This is a genomic window from Chryseobacterium sp. PCH239 (assembly GCF_018924625.1).
Lineage (GTDB): Bacteria > Bacteroidota > Bacteroidia > Flavobacteriales > Weeksellaceae > Chryseobacterium > Chryseobacterium cucumeris.
In genome coordinates this window covers 4,340,595-4,359,661 of record NZ_CP073027.1, presented here as the reverse complement: position 1 = coordinate 4,359,661, position 19,067 = coordinate 4,340,595, and the positions used below count along the sequence as shown (strand labels likewise).

The 19,067-nt window shown below is 32.2% G+C and carries 18 protein-coding genes; all 18 read right to left on the bottom strand.

Features of this window, described 5'->3' with window-relative positions; genetic code table 11:
* Positions 1 to 26: 26 nt before the first annotated feature.
* The 18 genes from rfbC to KBP46_RS20020 all read right to left on the bottom strand — a co-directional run bounded on the left by rfbC (position 27) and on the right by KBP46_RS20020 (position 19,060).
* Complete coding sequence (gene rfbC, locus KBP46_RS20105; RefSeq protein ID WP_034699135.1) at positions 27 to 572, bottom strand: dTDP-4-dehydrorhamnose 3,5-epimerase; 546 nt, start codon at positions 570 to 572, stop codon at positions 27 to 29.
* Between the two features lie 14 nt (positions 573 to 586).
* Complete coding sequence (locus KBP46_RS20100) at positions 587 to 967, bottom strand: sugar transferase (protein ID WP_367397903.1); 381 nt, start codon at positions 965 to 967, stop codon at positions 587 to 589.
* A 203-nt stretch (positions 968 to 1,170) separates the two neighbouring features.
* Entirely contained in the window at positions 1,171 to 2,307 is a 1,137-nt protein-coding gene (locus tag KBP46_RS20095; protein ID WP_123279295.1) for an aminotransferase class I/II-fold pyridoxal phosphate-dependent enzyme, read from the bottom strand.
* Between the two features lie 18 nt (positions 2,308 to 2,325).
* A complete protein-coding gene (locus KBP46_RS20090; protein WP_062674032.1) occupies positions 2,326 to 2,919 on the bottom strand; it encodes an acetyltransferase in 594 nt (197 codons plus the stop codon).
* 9 nt (positions 2,920 to 2,928) lie between these two features.
* Positions 2,929 to 3,531: a sugar transferase gene (locus tag KBP46_RS20085; protein WP_062674030.1), complete on the bottom strand. Its 603-nt coding sequence runs from the start codon at positions 3,529 to 3,531 to the stop codon at positions 2,929 to 2,931.
* A 42-nt stretch (positions 3,532 to 3,573) separates the two neighbouring features.
* Positions 3,574 to 4,755, bottom strand: a complete 1,182-nt coding sequence (locus KBP46_RS20080; protein ID WP_216444005.1) for an O-antigen ligase family protein — start codon at positions 4,753 to 4,755, stop codon at positions 3,574 to 3,576.
* Between the two features lie 35 nt (positions 4,756 to 4,790).
* Positions 4,791 to 6,035, bottom strand: coding sequence for a glycosyltransferase family 4 protein (locus KBP46_RS20075; RefSeq protein ID WP_216444004.1), 1,245 nt, complete (start codon positions 6,033 to 6,035; stop codon positions 4,791 to 4,793).
* Positions 6,035 to 7,885 (bottom strand): asparagine synthase (glutamine-hydrolyzing), encoded by a 1,851-nt coding sequence (gene asnB / locus KBP46_RS20070; protein ID WP_123279291.1) that lies wholly within the window; start codon positions 7,883 to 7,885, stop codon positions 6,035 to 6,037. The genes KBP46_RS20075 and asnB overlap by 1 nt, the downstream gene beginning before the upstream one ends.
* 1 nt (position 7,886) lies before the next feature.
* Positions 7,887 to 9,014: a glycosyltransferase gene (locus tag KBP46_RS20065; RefSeq protein ID WP_065119620.1), complete on the bottom strand. Its 1,128-nt coding sequence runs from the start codon at positions 9,012 to 9,014 to the stop codon at positions 7,887 to 7,889.
* 122 nt (positions 9,015 to 9,136) lie between these two features.
* Positions 9,137 to 10,219: a hypothetical protein gene (locus KBP46_RS20060; protein WP_216444003.1), complete on the bottom strand. Its 1,083-nt coding sequence runs from the start codon at positions 10,217 to 10,219 to the stop codon at positions 9,137 to 9,139.
* Positions 10,220 to 10,421: 202 nt separating this feature from the next.
* Positions 10,422 to 12,254: a glucosamine 6-phosphate synthetase gene (locus KBP46_RS20055; RefSeq protein ID WP_123279288.1), complete on the bottom strand. Its 1,833-nt coding sequence runs from the start codon at positions 12,252 to 12,254 to the stop codon at positions 10,422 to 10,424.
* A 109-nt stretch (positions 12,255 to 12,363) separates the two neighbouring features.
* Positions 12,364 to 13,173 carry an O-antigen ligase gene (locus KBP46_RS20050; RefSeq protein WP_253297298.1) on the bottom strand — a complete coding sequence of 270 codons (810 nt, stop codon included), beginning with the start codon at positions 13,171 to 13,173 and terminating at the stop codon, positions 12,364 to 12,366.
* 446 nt (positions 13,174 to 13,619) lie between these two features.
* On the bottom strand, positions 13,620 to 14,972 hold the full coding sequence (locus tag KBP46_RS20045) for a polysaccharide deacetylase family protein (RefSeq protein ID WP_216444001.1): 1,353 nt from the start codon (positions 14,970 to 14,972) through the stop codon (positions 13,620 to 13,622).
* A gap of 13 nt (positions 14,973 to 14,985) precedes the next feature.
* Positions 14,986 to 15,585, bottom strand: a complete 600-nt coding sequence (locus KBP46_RS20040) for an oligosaccharide flippase family protein (RefSeq protein ID WP_253297297.1) — start codon at positions 15,583 to 15,585, stop codon at positions 14,986 to 14,988.
* 280 nt (positions 15,586 to 15,865) lie between these two features.
* Positions 15,866 to 16,165 carry a hypothetical protein gene (locus tag KBP46_RS20035; RefSeq protein WP_216444000.1) on the bottom strand — a complete coding sequence of 100 codons (300 nt, stop codon included), beginning with the start codon at positions 16,163 to 16,165 and terminating at the stop codon, positions 15,866 to 15,868.
* Positions 16,162 to 16,905, bottom strand: coding sequence for a PHP domain-containing protein (locus KBP46_RS20030; RefSeq protein ID WP_123279284.1), 744 nt, complete (start codon positions 16,903 to 16,905; stop codon positions 16,162 to 16,164). The genes KBP46_RS20035 and KBP46_RS20030 overlap by 4 nt, the downstream gene beginning before the upstream one ends.
* Entirely contained in the window at positions 16,875 to 17,933 is a 1,059-nt protein-coding gene (locus KBP46_RS20025; RefSeq protein WP_148045393.1) for a hypothetical protein, read from the bottom strand. The genes KBP46_RS20030 and KBP46_RS20025 overlap by 31 nt, the downstream gene beginning before the upstream one ends.
* A 116-nt stretch (positions 17,934 to 18,049) precedes the next feature.
* On the bottom strand, positions 18,050 to 19,060 hold the full coding sequence (locus KBP46_RS20020) for a Gfo/Idh/MocA family protein (RefSeq protein WP_123279282.1): 1,011 nt from the start codon (positions 19,058 to 19,060) through the stop codon (positions 18,050 to 18,052).
* Between the last annotated feature and the right edge of the window lie 7 nt (positions 19,061 to 19,067).

Sequence of the window (19,067 nt, the reverse complement as noted above, 5' to 3'; positions counted from 1 at the left end):
ATAAAAGTGGTTTTCAGGGATATACTTTAAAAGTTTTTTTCTTTAAATCCAGGGGCATTCTGGTCTTTATCTGAAAGTATGGCATCTTTTTCATCTACTTTCCAATCGATATCAAGATCAGGATCATTGAATTTCACACTTCCTTCTGACTCTTTGTTATAAAAATTATCACATTTGTAAGAAAATACAGCATGGGTACTCAATACAGAAAAACCGTGTCCGAAACCTCTCGGTACATAAAGTTGTAATTTATTTTCAGCAGTAAGCTCTATTCCGAACCATTTTCCGAATGTAGGAGAATCCTCTCTAAGGTCTACAGCCACATCCCAAACGCTTCCTTCAAGGCAGGATACCAATTTTGCCTGGGCATGTTCTCCTTTCTGAAGATGCAGTCCTCTCAATACTCCATAGGAAGATTTAGAAATATTATCCTGCACAAAGTGCCCGTTCATTCCGGTAAGTTCCTCAAATTTTTTTTCGTTGAACTTTTCAAAGAAGTAGCCTCTTTCATCTTCAAATATGGTAGGCTCTATGATGTAGCAGTCTTTAAGCGGGGTTTCTTTAATTTTCATAATAGTTAAAAACTCTATTTCAATGTGGTTATTAATGTTTTAAACAAGATCTTTATATCGTTTTTGAAAGACATACTTTCAAAATACTCCAGATTCATTTTTACTTTGTTTGGAAATACTACTTCATCATTATAAGCTAAAGGATCTTCCTGATTTTTCAGAAGATATTCTTCATCTCTGTATTTAATACTTGCTTCACAGGTAAGCCCAGGTTTGAGTTCCAAAACTTTCCTGTCTTCTCCGACAAGTTTATCATAATATCCTTCAATATCAGGTCTGGGACCTACAAAACTCATATCACCTTTTACAATATTAAACAATTGCGGAAATTCATCGAGCTTAAATTTTCTGAGAGCCTGCCCAACTTTTGAACATGTTCTCTTATGTTCATGAATTGTTTTAATCTTAAAAATGGTAAATGGTTTTCCATATTGCCCTATTCGGGTCTGAAAAAAATCCCATTAGAAGATGTATCCAAACTTGCAATCACAAATAAAATAATCAGTACAGGCATAAGAAAAAGGATCAATATTGCCGCTAAGGCAAAATCAAAAACTTTTTTCCAATATTTATACTGATTCATTAAATTTAAATAATATTAAAGTCCAAAGTAAGAATGAACAACCTTTGCTATTCTTTCTCTGTCATCATCAGACAGATTAGAACCTGAAGGGAGACATAATCCGTTATCAAAAAGTTTTTCTGAAACATTCCCACCATAGTAAGGAGAAGTTTCAAAGACCGGCTGTAAATGCATTGGTTTCCAAAGTGGTCTTGATTCTATATTGTCTTCTAAAAATGCATGTCTCAGACCTTCTCTGTCCTTTCCTGTAATTTCCGGATCAACGATCACTGCGGATAACCAGTGGTTGGAATAAAAATCATCATTCGACTCTGAAAATACAGTTACCCCTTCAATATTGCTGAAAAGGTCAACATAGAAATTGTGCATTGCTCTGCGGGCAGCCACTCTGTCCTTAAGCACTTCCATCTGTCCTCTTCCTATTCCTGCCACAATATTGCTCATTCTATAGTTGAAACCAATGTGCGAATGCTGATAGTGAGGTGCATTGTCTCTGGCTTGTGTAGAAAGGAAAACCGCTTTATCTTTATCCTCCTGAGTATGACAAACCAAAGCTCCTCCTCCTGAAGTGGTAATGATTTTATTTCCATTAAAACTTAAGATTCCAAAACGGCCGAATGTTCCGCAAGCCTGCCCTTTGTAAGTTGAGCCAAGGGCTTCAGCAGCATCTTCAATCACAGGTATCTGGAACTCCTGAGCAATGGCTGTTATTTCGTCCATTTTTGCCGGCATACCATACAGGTGTACTACAATGATTGCTTTAGGCTTTGTTCCTTTCTGAATTCTGTCTTCGATGGCTTCTCTTAGTGCTTTCGGGCACATATTCCATGTAACCGGTTCACTATCCACAAAAACAGGTGTTGCTCCACAATACGCGATGGGATTGGCTGAAGCAGAGAAAGTCATGGATTGGCAGATTACCTCGTCACCATGTACAACTCCACACTCGATAAGAGCAAGGTGTAATGCTGCAGTACCCGCAGAAAGAGCAGCTACTTTTGCGTTTCCACCTAAAAACTTCTCCAGATCATTTTCAAATCCGTTAACATTAGGACCTAACGGAGCTACCCAATTTTCTTCAAACGCTTCGTTGATATATTTTTGTTCATTCCCTCCCATATGTGGCGAGGACAGCCAGATTTTAGTATTCATATTTTTGATTCGTAACTTTTATATAATATTTTTCTTGATAATTCTACCTGGATTTCCTACAACCACTGAATAATCAGGAACATCGTTAATGATGACCGCTCCGGCACCTATTACACACCATTTTCCTATTTTAATTCCCTGGATTACCGAAGCTCCTATTCCAATCTGAGAACCTTCTCCTACTTCTACTCCTCCGGCAAGTGCTGAATTGGGTGAAATATGAACAAAGTCTTCAACCACACAATCATGATCTACAGATGCATTGGTATTGATGATACAGTGTTTTCCAATGGCAGTATCAGCATTGATTACGACTCCTCCCATGATTACTGTTCCCTCTTCTATATTCACAGAAGCAGAAATTATTGATTTTGGATGTATTAAAGTACCCATCTCACTCTTAATCTGTTCTGCAATCTTTTTACGGATAAGATTATTTCCAATTGAAATAATAAGTTTTTCCTTATCGTCTGGTAAATTATTCAAGACTGGAAATCCGTAGCATTCATTTTTAGTAACATCCTGATCTATGAATGCCTTAATTTTTATGTCATTAGCAGCAGCAATATCTGCTATTACTTTACCGTGTCCACTCGCGCCAAATAAATACATAGCTATTAATTAATTTCCTTGAAATGGTTCTATGGTAACGTGTCCATCAGCGGACACTCCTTCTCTGATAAATACTTTCTTCGCGGTAAGAAAAAAGATTTTGAAATCTAAAATAAAAGAGATGTTTTCTACATACCATACGTCATAGTCAAATTTCTGATTCCATGATATTGCATTTCTTCCATTAACCTGCGCCCAACCTGTAATTCCGGGTCTCACTTCATGTCTTCGAGCCTGGTGCTCGTTATAAAGCGGCAGATATTGTACCAGAAGAGGTCGGGGACCAATAAGAGACATATCTCCTTTCAAAACATTGATCAACTGTGGAATTTCATCCAGGGATGTTTTACGAACGAATGAGCCTATAGCTGTTAGTCTTTCCGCATCTGATAAAAGAGTTCCATTGGAATCCTTTTTATCATTCATTGTTTTAAACTTTATAATTTTAAATATTTTCCCATTTTTCCCAGGTCTTAACTGGAAGAAAAAGGGTTTTCCATCATTAGCCAGGAATAATCCTATCATAACAACAAGGAAAATCGGAAGCAATAAGGTAATTCCCATCAGAGAAAATACAAAGTCAAAAATCCTCTTTAAATAATTTTTATACATTCTTAAAAGTTAGATCTGTTCGTCATAATACTTGGTGAGCTTCTACTCAATTCTTTTGTTTTTTGCGCTATAACTAATACCAATAATTATTGAACTAAAGTACAAAAATTCCGGTATATTAAAAAGATTACAAGATGTCTGTACGAGTGTAAAATATTGCAAAAATAAAGCAAAAATAGCTTTATAGTATATATTACTTTTATTTATATTCAAGAAAATAGAGGCATTTTGAAATACTGGTAAAAACTTTAGAAAATAAATAATTAACCCTAGAATACCGGTAGCCATTAAAAGTTCTAAAAAGATGTTATGGGGGTGAACTCCATCTTCAAATAAAATTCTGCCTCCTAAGACAGGATTTGAATAAAAAATTTCAAGAGCTCCTCTATATAATGGTCCCCGGCTCGATGTATCTCCTTGAGCAAGCCATTTATACATTCTGTTGAAACTTGTTATTAATCCGTCACCATATTGTTCATGGAGAAAAATAAGTCCTATTAATAACAAAAGTAATGTAATGGCATATAACAGATATTTTCTATTTCCTTTTAAAAGAATCATATAAAAAGAACTTATAGCAATAGCAAGTAAAGGACTCCTCGCCATAGATTGTATTACATTAAAAAGCCCTAAAAAAAGACAGAAAAATAAAAAATATAATTTGTAATCTTTTTTACAAAATAAAAGCAGAAATAAAGAAATAATAAACAATGAGGCCCCTATGTGACCATACATAATGTAATATGTACTAAAAATGTGATCTAAGTTGATATAACCATATATATAATTGACAATAAGAAGACCACATAAAATAAAGAGACAATATTTTGTAATACTTTTGAAATCTACTTTATTGTAATTAATACATAATAATGCTGCACTAGGAAGCAGATTCATAAATAAGACTCTAAAGATATCCTCATTTTCTGATACTATTACATCCTGATTAAACGAATAATTATTAAACGAATAAGTAAGTTTGATGATGTAAAAAATCCAAAATCCAATAAGGCTTACCAGTGAAATATTTTTAAAACTAATATTTTTTCTTTCTCTATAGATGATGAATAAAGAAAAGACAATAATAAAAATCCGATACGGTATAGAAAAGTCCCTGGGATTCATTTCTAATGGTTTTGCAAAAGAAATGGCAACAGTATTTCCTACCATAACAGATAACAGGAATAGTTTATCAATGAAATTATTATTAACAGTAATTTTCAAAATAAAGCCTATTTTTTATTTCAGCCAGTGCAAAGCTACTTCTTTTGCTTTACGGAATGAAATAAAATAGCATCCATGTATTTTTTCCCCAGTACCGGATACGTTCTGTTTTCAAAAATCCATTGTCTCCCTTTATTGCCTATGGCCATTCTTTCCTCGGAACTCATATTGGCATAAAATAGAATTGCGTTTTTAATATCTTCTGCAGATGTACTGTTGATAAATCTACCGCAATCAGCTTCATTAATCATAGAAGGATATCCTGTATACGAAGCAATAATAGGCTTCGCAGCCAGCATATATTCCACCACTTTATTCATAGATTGTCCGTAGTCCCACACTTTTGAATCTTTAGTAGACAAGTATAGAATATCGCAAGCATCAAGAAAATATTTAACTTCACTTTGCCGGATTCTTTGTAAAAATGTCACATTGGAACAATTTTTTAGTTGTTCTTCGTAAGACTCTCTGAGATCACCACTTCCGACAAGTAAAAAATGGATATTACTGTTTTCCTTCATCATTTGTATTGTTTCAATAAAAGGTTCCAATGCATTGGTAACTCCCATACTTCCGGCGTAGCCAATAATAACCTTTCCTGATGGTACTACCCCTGAAAACGGATTTGTTTCTTTTAAAAAGTCTTCAGAATAGTTTTCTGGATCAAATCCTAATGGTGAACAATGAAAAGGTCTTTTATATCCCAGTAATTGTTCTACATGTAGATCTAATCTTGGCATAGTTCCTGCGACCATATCCGCTTTTTTATATCCAAATTTTTCTATAAACCCTATCAGTAAGACAAGTGGATGCCATTTGGAAAAACCTGCTTCTTCTGTCATAGTTAAAGGCCATATATCCCGGATTTCAAAAACCAGAAAACTCCCAAACTTCTTTTTGAGATAATAGCCATAAATAATGGTAAAAATCGAAAGAGACGAAACAATAACCACATCAGGTTTTGTCATGTTGGAAAGTTTCATGGAGAAAAGCTTTCTTTCAAAATCAAACCAGGACAATATTCTGTCTATTGATGCTGTTTTGATATATTTTTTCGTTTTAATCCATCTTATAGCAACTCCATCCTGTTCTTCATCATTATAAATTTTATCCGTTTCAGGACAATTGGTAAAATGATTTGAATCTGAGGTTATCATGAAGGTATTATTTCCTTGCCTTGTAAATTCTCTTGCCAAATAAAACAAACGTGAAGGAACTTTTGCATATTGAGGAGGTGAGGCGTATTTGGAAATCAGCCAGGTGTTTTTATTCATTTTCATCACTGAAGTGTTGGTTTTTTAATAGGATCTATCAAGAAATCAAGCATTATTGCTTCATTCAAGATATTACTGTTATTAAGATTCTTGATTGTAAGGGAATCTTCAAGTCTACTGATGTCAGAGACAAAATCTTTTACTTTATTTTTATTTTCTAAAATATTTGATTGTATTCTTTCTCCCACACCATCATTTACCCAATTTTGGGTAACGTCAAAGCCTCTTTTTAAACGGTTTTTAAGAATATAGCCTGGTACGTCTTTTTTCATCATTTCACGTAGTATCCATTTTCCATATCCGTATTTAATCTTAAGCAGGTCCGGCAATGCCAGAGCAAACTCTACCAATCTATAGTCCATAAAAGGGAGTCTGCTTTCAATAGAAAAATACATTGAATTTCTATCTTCATATCTTAACAGTGAGGGAATACTGTATTTCTGAATATCTGAAATCTGCCTGTTTGATAAAGATGTGTTTTCAAAAAGATTTAAGGAAATATTGGGTAGGCAATCTAAGAATGAAGTATCTTTTCCTGTTGTTTTCAGATACCTGTTTTTCTCATTCCAATATGTTTTTATTTGCTTGGTTTCGAATATCAGCATAAGTGCTAGGGAATGAAAATATTGCAACCCCGGAAGGATTTCTTTTTTTTCTATTGCCTTTTTCAGAGCTACTACAAAAAATTTTCTGTATCCTGCGAAAATTTCATCGCCACCCTGACCTCCCAGTAAAACTTTAATATTTCTTTCTTTTACCTGTTTATAGACTTCATGTTGTGCAATAATACTTAATCCAAGAAACGGAGATTCCTGTGCCTCCATGGTTTGATCATAGATATTCCCCATTTCTTGTGCGGTATAAGAATGGTGAATATACTCAACATTTATATTTTTATCTTTCGCAAATTTATTGATGGTAGGACCCTCCGATTTTGGGTGATCCGGAGCTCCATAGCTGAAAGCCATTAAATGATTTACTTCTTTCGCTGTAATTGCTGCTATAGATGATGAGTCTACCCCACCACTTAAAGAAATTGCCAGAGGAACATCACTTCTCAAACGTATCTTGGTTGAACTTTCCAACAAAGCTTTCCCCTGGGAAATTAGTTCATCTGAGCTTAAAGACTCAAGTTCTTTTCTTTTCTTTGCCACCTGCTCTTCCAGGGAATACCACGACTTTGTTTCTATTTTCAGCTCTCCATCCAGCGTACATTTCATCAATGATCCTGGCATAAGATATTTTACATTTTTAAAAGGAGTTCTGTCTTCATATCCTTCAAAAAAACCAAATCTTATTCCACTGGAACAGTACTCCAGATCTATCTCCTGATTTATTTGTTTTGCTACAGAGGCTATAGAAGAGGAGAACAGTAGCTGGCCATCAAAAAAAGTATATATTAATGGTTTAACACCGAATCTGTCTCTTACCAGATAGAACTCTCCTTTAATTTTATCAAATAAGCCAAAAACGAACATTCCGTTTAATTTATCCAAACAGCCTTCACCCCAGCATTCCCATGCTCTTAAAAGAACTTCAGTATCTCCTGTTGTTCTGAATTTAAAACCATTTGATATCAATTCTTCACGGATTTCCTGATAGTTATATATCTCACCATTAAAGGTAATAGTATACCTATCATCATGAGAAATCATAGGTTGGTTAGATGCTTCTGAAAGATCAATAATTGCTAACCTGGAGTGAGCTAAAGTTACTGACCATCCTTCATATTCTATTTTTTCAACACCATAGTAATCCGGTCCTCTTCTTCGTATGTAATTATGTAAATCACTTCCTTCTTCAAAATTGAGGTATTGTGATCTTTTAAACTCTATTGCTCCTGTTATTCCGCACATATTAGTTTGATAAAACTTTTTGATAAAACGTTAATAATTTTTCAGACTGGCTTTCCCATGAAAAATTTTCATAAACTAGCTTTTGTCCCAGTTCGCCCATTTGTTTGGCTCTTTCTTTGTTAAGAATGAAGTAATCGATAGCATCGGCTATTTCCTGAGGTTTTTGAGGGTTTACGAAAATACAACAATCACTCCCTTTCAATAAACTTCTCCAGTAAGGAAAGTCTGAGGCAATAAACGGAATTCCCGCAACCATGTATTCAAACATTTTTATTGGCAGACTCACTAAAAATGTTGGAATGGGATGCAAAGTAACCACACCTACTAACGAACGGTTATAAATACTATCTACTTCTTCAGAATTTACATATCCAAAATCATTAACAAGGTGATAGTCTTTATGTTCCTTTATCTCTTTTTCCAGAGCAGGAGAAGAGTACATGCCTGCCAGATTTAGTTTGACCTTTGATTTTGCAAGCTCCAATGAATTCATCAAATCTTTAATTCCTCTCGTACCATCAATGGACCCCACATAACAAACTTCATTCTTTTTTTCATCCCAGGAAATCCTCTCCTGTTTCTTATCTGATAAGATGGGATAGTTATTGATATTTTCAGTTTGTTTGGCAAATTTTTTAAAATAACTTTCAATATGGGGTGTTGCTCCAACCACTCCATCTATTTTTTTACAGATATAGCGTTCGAAATTCTCATATAATAGAGAAATTATATTTGAAAAAGGGGATTTTAAATAAGGTGAGACTAAAATTGTGTTTACCGTATCTTCGTGAGAATCAAAGATTACCTTCTTATTTAGTTTTTTAAGTTTGTTTGCTACTAAAAGGAGTTCGGGATCATGAAGATGAAATACATCTGCATTAAGCTCCTTAGCTTTATTAAAAACTTTGGATGTGGTTTTCGTAATTCTTTTTAATCTGCCATCAGGCGCACCTATATCTATAATTTCCACATTGTCTATCGTCTCATTACCTTTACCATCAGCAACTACCAATGACACCCTGATATCATTGGATGCCAAACTTTTGCACATCTTATGAAATATTCTGGAATCATTTCTCGGATGAACACTCGTTAGATGACATATGTGAAATTTGTATTTTTTATTCATTAATTGGATTTTGGAAAATTTTCAGGTTTCCTATTAAACATTGGTCATGTTTCATTCTTAATTATTTGATTTTCTAATAAATGGAGAATTACTTACTTGAAATATAACCATACTAAATGAGATTATTTCAGATTTACAATTTCTTGAAAAAAACCTTTATCATGTGTGATATAGGCACTCTGCTCAGAATAATAAGGGAATTTCCCTGCTATTCTTTCATACATGATATTGACTTCTCTGGTATTTAACATTTTCCACCAGCCAATAAAGATATGTTCAAAGTTCTGAGATGGCTGGATTCCTTTTTTCCCATCTTTAACATCACTTCGAAAGCTACTGTTATTACCATCTATATAATTATTGAAGGTGTAAAAATCATTTTTTGAATTATAAACAGCAATTTTAGTTATCAACTGATTTGAAAGTAATGTGGTGAGTCTTTCTAAATAACTGTATTTTATTTTGTCGTTTTGAAAATTAAGCTTCAACAGATGCAGATAAGCAGACATTCTCGAAAAATGAGATGCATCCCAATTGACATTTTGGCTCTTTTCAAGGGCTACATCCTTAAAATCCGGATGATCTCTCCAAATATTTGGCTGCAGATACCATGCTTCATCTTTAATACTTACTTCTTTTTTTAATACCTGATAGAATCTGTTTTTAATAGAGACTAAATCAGGAGTTACGGTTTGTTTGGCATCTTTTTCAATGAGTAAAAGACTTACACCAGTTCCCATAACGTATAGCTCAAAATCAGTAATTGCTCTGTAATAACTTAGATTACCATTAAAGTTCCCACTTAAGATATAATCTATTCTTTGTTTTGCACCATAAAATTTCTTTGATTCAGCATCCCAAATATTTGCGGGATTATTATTCCAATAATATAAGATTTCACTTTTTATGAAATCATACATCTTGATATTTTCGGCATTGCCTTTTATGCCACTTCTTCTTAAATATTCTGAAACAGTAAAGTAAAAGGTTCTTTTAGCCAAATCATCTGCCTGCGAATTCTTTTTTACAATAAGTAATGTATTATAAGTAAACAGCTTCTGAAATTTATTTATTAACTCATTATTTTGAGTATCATAAGCATATTGCATAGGAACATACAAAAGAGCTGAACTATCATAGACAGAACTGTACCACTTGGACAGTTGAGTCTCTGAGCTAAATACATCAGTATAAAAATCCAACATTTTGGAAATCTCCTTAACGCTTAAGTTTTTGTTCGTAAATGTAGGATTATCCGATGTAAATATTAATTTATTCTGTATTACTGGTGCCGGTTTAAAAATAGGCATAGCCAAACAGAAAGGACTACTATACATCCAACAAGTAAATAATAAAGTAATCTTAAAAATCAAGGTAGAGCTTTTCATTTACGAACAAAAATTTAAATTATTTTTCAGTATACAATTTCGGAATTTTATTCACGATTTTAATTACTCTTTCAAAATCAAGTCCTAAAGTATCCAGATACCATCTGATATTCTGATAACGTGGAGTATTTTCTATTTCAACAAGTTCTAAAGCTCTTTCTCTTGTTATTTGCCCTTCTCTGATCTGATTGCTTCTGAACGTATCATGCTCTGTAAAACCAGCTACAGTATAATATACATAATTATAAAAAGCTGCTGTACCATCACCAATTCTCCAGGTAGTGGTAGTATCAATTGCTTTTTCCCAATTATAATCATTTAAAAGAGTATTATCTACCTGCTCCTCATCCCATCTCCAATAATCAAAAATGTGATAGTAATCCTGTTTTTCTGTGAAGCTGCGATAGTATTCACCAGACAAAGTATCCCAAAGTGAACTATTGAAATATCCAGGGCTCTCCATCATTGCTCTGAATCTTTTTGAATGATATCTCAGCTGTTTCATAGCACCATGACTGTATACTCTTTTTTCTTCAAAATCAGGTTCAATATCCAAGAATCCTGTTTTAAAGTGAGTTACTTCCAATGGATTTACTCCCCAAAGATTAAGGTTGATCCCTGTTTGCTTTTTGATATCTTCCACATGTCTGAAGAAATGTTTATCTCCTGCAGTAAGCATTGCCATCATTCCTAAATGAGGTGACTTCAGCCATGCTTCAAGGTTCATTCTGATATTCTTTCTTTTCAATGAAATATCTGCGGCAACAATAATGTTTTCTACTCCAAGATCAGCACACATACGGCTGATATTTCGTCTACCGAGGTCCGTTACCATTCCCCAGTCATAGGTATAGGTAACAGGTTTCATCTCCAGTTCCTTTACAATAAGATGTAATCCATAGCAGCTATCTCGACCTCCTGAAAAAGGAACAATACAATCCAGTTCCTTACCTTTTCTTCTATAGGGTTCAACCAATTTAAATAATTCTTCTTTCGGTTTTGGATTATTTCTTGGTTTGTAGCTTTTACAGTAGTTACATACGCCTTCTTCATCAAATTTTATGAAAGGCATTGTCTCCGGAAGAATACATTTAGTACATCTTTTGATGTTAAGCTTTTTATATTCAAGCAGTCTTTCTTCAATAGTATTAAACTTAAACTCTGGGATTAAGTCTTCTACTCTGCTTTTTTCATCTGTAACGGTAAGATTTTCTTTTGAGACTGGAATATCCAAAATCAAAGACTCTTCTTTTATCTGAGTGATATTTTCGCATCCTATGATTCTAAGCCCGTAGCTTTCTGATGCAAAATAGGTTTTGTCCTCGTTATATCCTACATATAAACTGCCATTATTAGAAAAAAGAAGAAGTTTTCCTTTTTCTGGCAGAGCAAGAGCACAAGCAATAACTCCCTGACATAGAGAAAGTATCTTTTTAGGAAGATCTTCTATTTTATTGTCACTATTATGAAGAAACTCTTCTGCAATAGCCACAATAGCTTCGGAATCAATTTTTAATTGTCTGCTTACCGATAGCTTACTCCAGACTTCTTCTTCGTTTACTATAATACCATTATGTATTGCACATATATTTCCTCTGATTACTGGCTGATTATCCCCCAGTCCATTAGTAATCAACCTACTATGTCCTAAAACAATATTGTTATTATATGGTTTTACCTTATTCAGTAATTTTTCAATGCTGTAATCAGCTCTGTTTACCTTATATTGGTTATTTTGATAATAGATCAAACCACTGGAATCTACTCCTCTTTGTTCGGAATGTTTTACCAGAGTTTGAAATTTCTGTCTATTAATACTGGTGTTTGATACAACACCAAAAATTCCACACATTTGTTTTTTTCTTTTTTTAAATTAAATAATATTTATAGGAACCTATATAAGTATAATCTAGTTTTATAAAATTAATATTATACATTATTTCAAGTGAATTTTTAATTAGTTATTCCAATTTTGTATCTCTTCTCAGATATAAAAACATAATCCATATAATGCTGCACCTCCACGAATCAAAAGAGTTACTTTTATTATCTTCCAGATAAAATAACAGAACAATAATAAATAAAATCAGCATATCCTTATTGCTTTTGGAAATAGAATAATTTCTAAAAAAGAATAATACATATGCCAACAGGTATAATCCGCCTCCCAGTACCCCCAATTCCATCATTGATTCTACAAACAAATTGTGCGGATAATTACTCACATCAGCACCTTCCAGTATAAATCCTGAGCTTCCAATTCCTAATCCAAAAAAAGGATGATCTAGTATTGATTCCAATCCAATCTCAAGAAAATTCCCTCTTATGGATAAACTTGTATCTTCATTATAAGATTTAAATATGTTAAATCGTTCAAAATCTACATTTTGAAATGCAAAAGTATAAATATTCTCTCCAAAAATAAGAATGGTAAAAAATAATGCCCCTATTGCAAACCCTGTTTTATAATTTATTTTATAATTTTTAAGATTCAAAGTAAAGAAAACAATTAAGGATAGTATCAAATTGATGATAGGTCCTCTTCCCCCAAGTTGAAATAGTAAAAATAATATTGATAATCTGTAAGCCGCAACATACCATGTTAATTTGCTTGACAGAGAGAAAATAAAACATGCGCATAGCATGATTCCAATAACCAAATATGTAGGAACTTTATCCACTAACAATTCAGAATCATGGAATATAATAAACATATTATTAAAATACAGATAAAACAATCCTACAATCATTAACCCACCAATAAAATACATCAATAATTTCAATTCAGAAAAAATAGATTTTTTAAATACAATAATGGGATATATAACTGTAAAAATATTCAGAACAACAGCAAGGGATTTAGATTGTGCATAGATAGTAGATACTGAATAAAAATTAGAAACAAGAAAAATAAAACTCAATACAAGCATTAAAATAACAATGAGGCGATCCTTTACTTGCAGCGGAATTAGCGTACGTAATTCTGAGATCATTACCACAAAACAAAGCAAAAGAGACAATAGGGTCAAATCCATTGGAATAGGCAACCACTTTAGAGACCCCGAAAAAACAAAAATAAAATAAATGAATACTTTAAAAAATGTAAACTTGTCTGAAAATAATGACATATTTTTCAATTATATTTGTTTTTATTAAAATTAAGGAAGCTTTACATTTATTACAATCAATCATGATATGTTGGATGAAATATTTTTTATTATTGTAAGTTTCTATTTTTCATATTATATTGTGAAATAAATCTTAAATACACCTTCTTATACCACTTTTGATCTCTGAAAATTCTATCATTATGCCAAAGTATGATGAAATCGCCTTCAACTCTTTTTGTTATTTTGAAAAGATTTTCCAATACCTCAAAAGCTTTATCCATAGAATATTTTTGGTAATGCGTCAACGTAGCATCCATAGCAATTAGAGGGGCCTCAAGAATGTCGTAAGGTTGATCTTTTTCAAAATTGTATGGGTGAAATTGGTGTGCAGTACCACATTTAAATCCTTCATGGTCTGCAAACCCCATAGTATAATCGACCTTTATACCACATTTCTCAAGATTTTCAAAAGTTATCCTACGGTCAAATCTAAGATAATGCTGTCTTGCAAATATAATATCTCTTTCTGATGTATTTCTAAGCCTCTCTATTTCATCGTTCATAACAGCAATGTCCCTGAACGTATTAAAGCCTGGATGAATACCCAGCAGCATATCTGCATCTGCAATTTTGGACATCAAATTCAAGACATTTTGGTTTATAGCCTGACCTTTGTCAAATTGAGATGGCTTTGCAGTCATAAAGAAAAAAACTGATCTTAAACCGTTTTTTTTTGAATCTTTATACAATTGCTCTATTCCTTTAAGGTACTGATCTTCTTTTTTAAAAACAATAGTTTTTAACATGTTCAGTATTGAACTGCATAATTGTAAAGGTCTTCTTTCTCTAATAGCTTCTGCAGCCAAAGTCTTAATCGATGTAAAAAAACCGTCAAATCTATAAAGGTTATCTATGTCGTGAGTAGGAACAATTATTGTTGGCTTTAACGAGGGAATAAAACTTTGTACTTCATTTTTAAGAATTTTTCTGATCAGAAATGCGTATTCATCAACAACGGGTATAGTAATCAGATTATATTTACATACTAAACTATCTTTATATCTGAATCTGTCAAATTCATCTCGCGCTTCTGAGGTCAATTCATCATAGCATGATAATAAAACAAAAGATAAAGTAATAATATCATAATTGATTTGAATATGTCCATTATTACATTCATAAAAATCACTTACATTTTCATCAATAACCGGAATGTAATAATAATCATCATATGAAGGTATAGACTTCATATGACCTTTGCCTTCTATCAAATCAAGCAATTTATCTTGTGAACATAACTTAAATTTAATTCTTATTCCCTCAACCTGAATCATTATATAATCTTCCGATAAAAATTCTAAAGTTGGAGAAACACTATAGCCAAATGCAATTTTCAGTAAAAACTTAATTGTATATAATATAGCATTTTCTGTTCGCAATTTTTTTAACATTACTTTCATGGAAACAAAAAAATCAAGATTTATTAAATAGTAAAGAAAGTAATAAATATCTAAATAAAATTACTCCTACATAAATCCATATAAAGAAATCTATTGTAGAGCTCTTTCCTAAAAAAAATGAAACAAACAAAACCAAAGTGGTAATTACCTCCCAAACGAGGAAAATTTTATTCTTTCTTTTAACCAATACACCACTTGAATAATGAGAAAAAGACGATGAAATAACAGTCGTAAAAATTATTATTTTACTCATATCAAATGCCTTTCTCCATTTATTAATATCAAAAAATAAAGAGAAAAAATATTCTCCAAAAATTAAATATACAATAGCAAATAGTAGGGAAACCAAAAATAATAATCCAACATAGGTATTCATTTTCTTATTGAGTTTCGCTTTATTGGTTTCTGACAAATCTTTGTATATTAACCCATTTAAACTTTCAGATATTAAACTTAGTGGTTTATTCACAATTTTGGAAGCCATAAAATAGTTCCCCAAGATAGCTTCTCCAAAATAATGTTTTATAAAGAAACTAGGTAGCTCTGCATTAAAAGTATTAATAAAATAAGCTGGCATCTGATGCAATGGGAAGGACTTATATTTTATTATAATGTTATAAAATTCTCTGTAAACAATTTTTTTCTTTGTATTTTGATATAAAATAATATAAATATAGTTGCCAAAAAATTAGGTATCACATAAGATAATATCAAAACCCAATATGATAATTTTATATAATAACCAGAAAGTATAATGATAACTGCAAACACAGAGCTTATTATCATTGATTTACTGACAATATTCAACAAGCCTTTTTTTATAAGAATATCTTTTGATGCACTATATAAAGATTGACTAAATGCAACCAACGGTACAATTAAAAAATAGGAATCTATATCAAAAATAACATTGAAATAAGTATAACGAAAAAGGAAATTAATGAGATGGTTATACTTAAAAAAATGGAAACAGCATATAGCATACCATATTCTTCGCTCTTTGCTGGTAACATAATTGCTTTGTTGTAGGACAAAGTATAAAAGTACGCTAATGGGGCTGAAATTGATAAAATAAAGGAAAGTACTCCAATTTCGTAATCAGAATAAATTCTTCCGGTTAATGGAACTGCAATCAGTAATATTAATTGAGATAATATATTGCTGCCTAAAAAAGATATTATTTTTCTTTTCATAAATTTAAATAATCTTCTTTAGTTCTCTTAAAAAGAGTTTTATATACAATATATATAAACAATTTAAAATTTTTATTCACATACGCTTTTTTAAGTTGTGATAAAAAAATATCTGATACTGAACTTTTTTTAAGAAATAATGGGGCAATTTCGCCATTTGTTAATGCTTCATGAAATTTCAAATCTTTTTTTTCATATCCCACCACTACATTTAAAAGAGTTTGAGGAATATGAGAATCAGAGCTCCAGATTACGGGTTTTTTATATTTTAAAGACAACAAATAAGACTTGTAGTTATTAATGACTGATGATCTGGCGTTAAATACTTCTATCACATCAACAGCTTGTGCCAGTTCTTCTATTTGGGTGTGTCCGTCATATGGATGAGGTAAAATCAAGATGGCATTTTGTTCTTTTGCACTTTTATAAAACTCCTGCCATGTCATGTCTATAATTTCATTTTTTACATTTAATGCTATAACATCTCCCCGATCAGTTTTATATTCTGCAGCAGTTGGAATCTCTACATTTAGATTTAGTTCTTTTATTTTTCTTTGAAGTTCTAAACTCCCTTCTATGGTCTCATGATCAGTTAAAACAACAAAATCAAGTTTTTTATCTCTTATTGTTTTAACTATTTTTTCAATCGTATTTATTCCATCATAGGAATAGGTACTGTGAAAATGAAAAATTCCCTTTTTCATTTTATTTACTTGGAGAAAATTTTCTTTATGGTCCATATTAATTTGATTGAATCAACGAAAAAGTTTTCAAACAAGTTCGTATAAGAGTCCTTATAAAAATATTCTTTTATTTTATGTAGTTTTCCTGTTTTAAGCAAAACCAAAAGATCTCCGTCTAAAACCCAGAAGAACTTTTTTTCAACTTCATATTTTTTCTCAATTTGTTCTTCCACCTTATTCGAATAAGCTTCAATCAAGGTTTTTCCAAAATTGAGTCCTACTGCATAAGATAAATCTAATGAACCCCAAAATTTGGGATTCAACTCAATTAAATAATATTGCTGTTTCGTCTCATCATATTTATACTCAATCATTAATGGGCCGGACCAATTTAAATATTCTATAATTTGTTTAGATATATTAAACATTTTTGCACAAAAAATAGACTTGGCCGCTGTACTAGATCCTCCGGTAATTGGTATTTCTCTAATACGCTGGTGCATGTAATAGCTAATGATTTTACCTTCTTTAGCAATACAAAAAAAGCCTCTGCCTACTCCTGATACTCGCTCCTGCATTAATAATTTTACTCCCCCTGATAAGTATTTTTCTATTTTTTCAAATTCGGATTCAGAACCTGATTTTACATATAACGGATCAAATTTGGCTAAGCTTTCATTGCTTGATTTAACAACACAATTCTTATCTCTACTGTATAACTTTAATTCCTCCAGATTTGAAAATAATTTACACTCAGGATAATTTACATCGCTAAGAGAGTTCAAAATTAGCATTTTATCTTTATTTAATGCTATTTCAAGACTCTCTTTTGTAGGTATTAAACATAATTCTCTATATTTTTCAGAGCATATCTTTACAGCTTCGCTCCCTACAGGAATTATAAATTCGGGGTTAATCTGTTTGACTGATTCCTCCAAATTTCCCACAATATAATCTTTGCAATATCCCAATCTTTTAGCAAAAAAAACGGCTTCTTTATCTGTAGCAAAAACCTCGTGCATATTGTCTTTATACAATTCCCGCTGTATTGCTATAGAGTTTTTATAATTTGCTTCCGTTATCAAAATTCTCATATTTGCTTTTCATTATTCAGGGTTGAACAAAATTCAAGGGTTTGACAGTATAGTTCTTTCTTTTTTTATTCTCAAATTCACCATTATGCCAAAGTAATGAGAATTTCCTACTTTTTATCATATATCCTCTCAATAATATCCACCACTTTCAATCCTTCTAAAGCATTCGTAGTGATGGTATTTCTTCCTTTTAATACATCTACAACGTTTTCAATGATAAAATGGTGATTGGCTGCAGATCCTTTATAAGCACCATAATCATTTCCAGGGTTAGTTGGAGCCAATTCCGGCATTACATAGTCTTTTATATTACAAACTTCCACTTTGTCCATGTATTGTCCTCCGATTTTCACAGATCCATTTTCTGCGATAATGGTCATAGAACTTTCAAGATTCTGATTCCAAACTGACGTAGAATAATTTAATGAGCCCATTCCTCCGTCTACAAAATCAAAGCTAACGAATCCTGAGTCTTCAAAATCCGTAAGAGTTGCATGATTAAAATCTGCAAATTTTGCCTGAATATTGGTAATATCACCAAATAGCCAGTACATGATATCGATAAAGTGAGAAAACTGTGTAAATAAGGTTCCTCCGTCAAGATCTTTTTTCCCGTGCCAAGATTCTGTTTTATAGTATCTATCATCGCGGTTCCAGTAGCAATTAAGCTGAACCATAAATATATTCCCTAGTTTTCCGCTTTCTACCATTTCTTTCACCCATGCAGAAGGTGGAGAATATCTGTTTTGCATTACTGCAAAAACCTGTTTATGCTTGTGTAGCGCTTGAAAAATAAGTTTTTCCGCATGCTGCTTTTTCAGAGCCATTGGCTTTTCTACTACAACGTGCTTACCTGCATCTATTACTTTATAAGATTGCTCAAAATGGAATCCGTTGGGAGAAGCAATGTTAATAACATCTACTTCAATCCCGGAAGCTAAAAACTCATCCAGAGATGCAAAAAAAGGAGCGTCATAACTTTCGATACCCAATTGAGATTTATCTTTAACATCAATCAAGCCTACTAATTCACATTCTTCATTTCTTGTGATCATTTCGGCGTGTCTTTTTCCGATATGTCCGCAGCCAACGACTGCAAATTTTATTTTTTCACTCATTTGTATG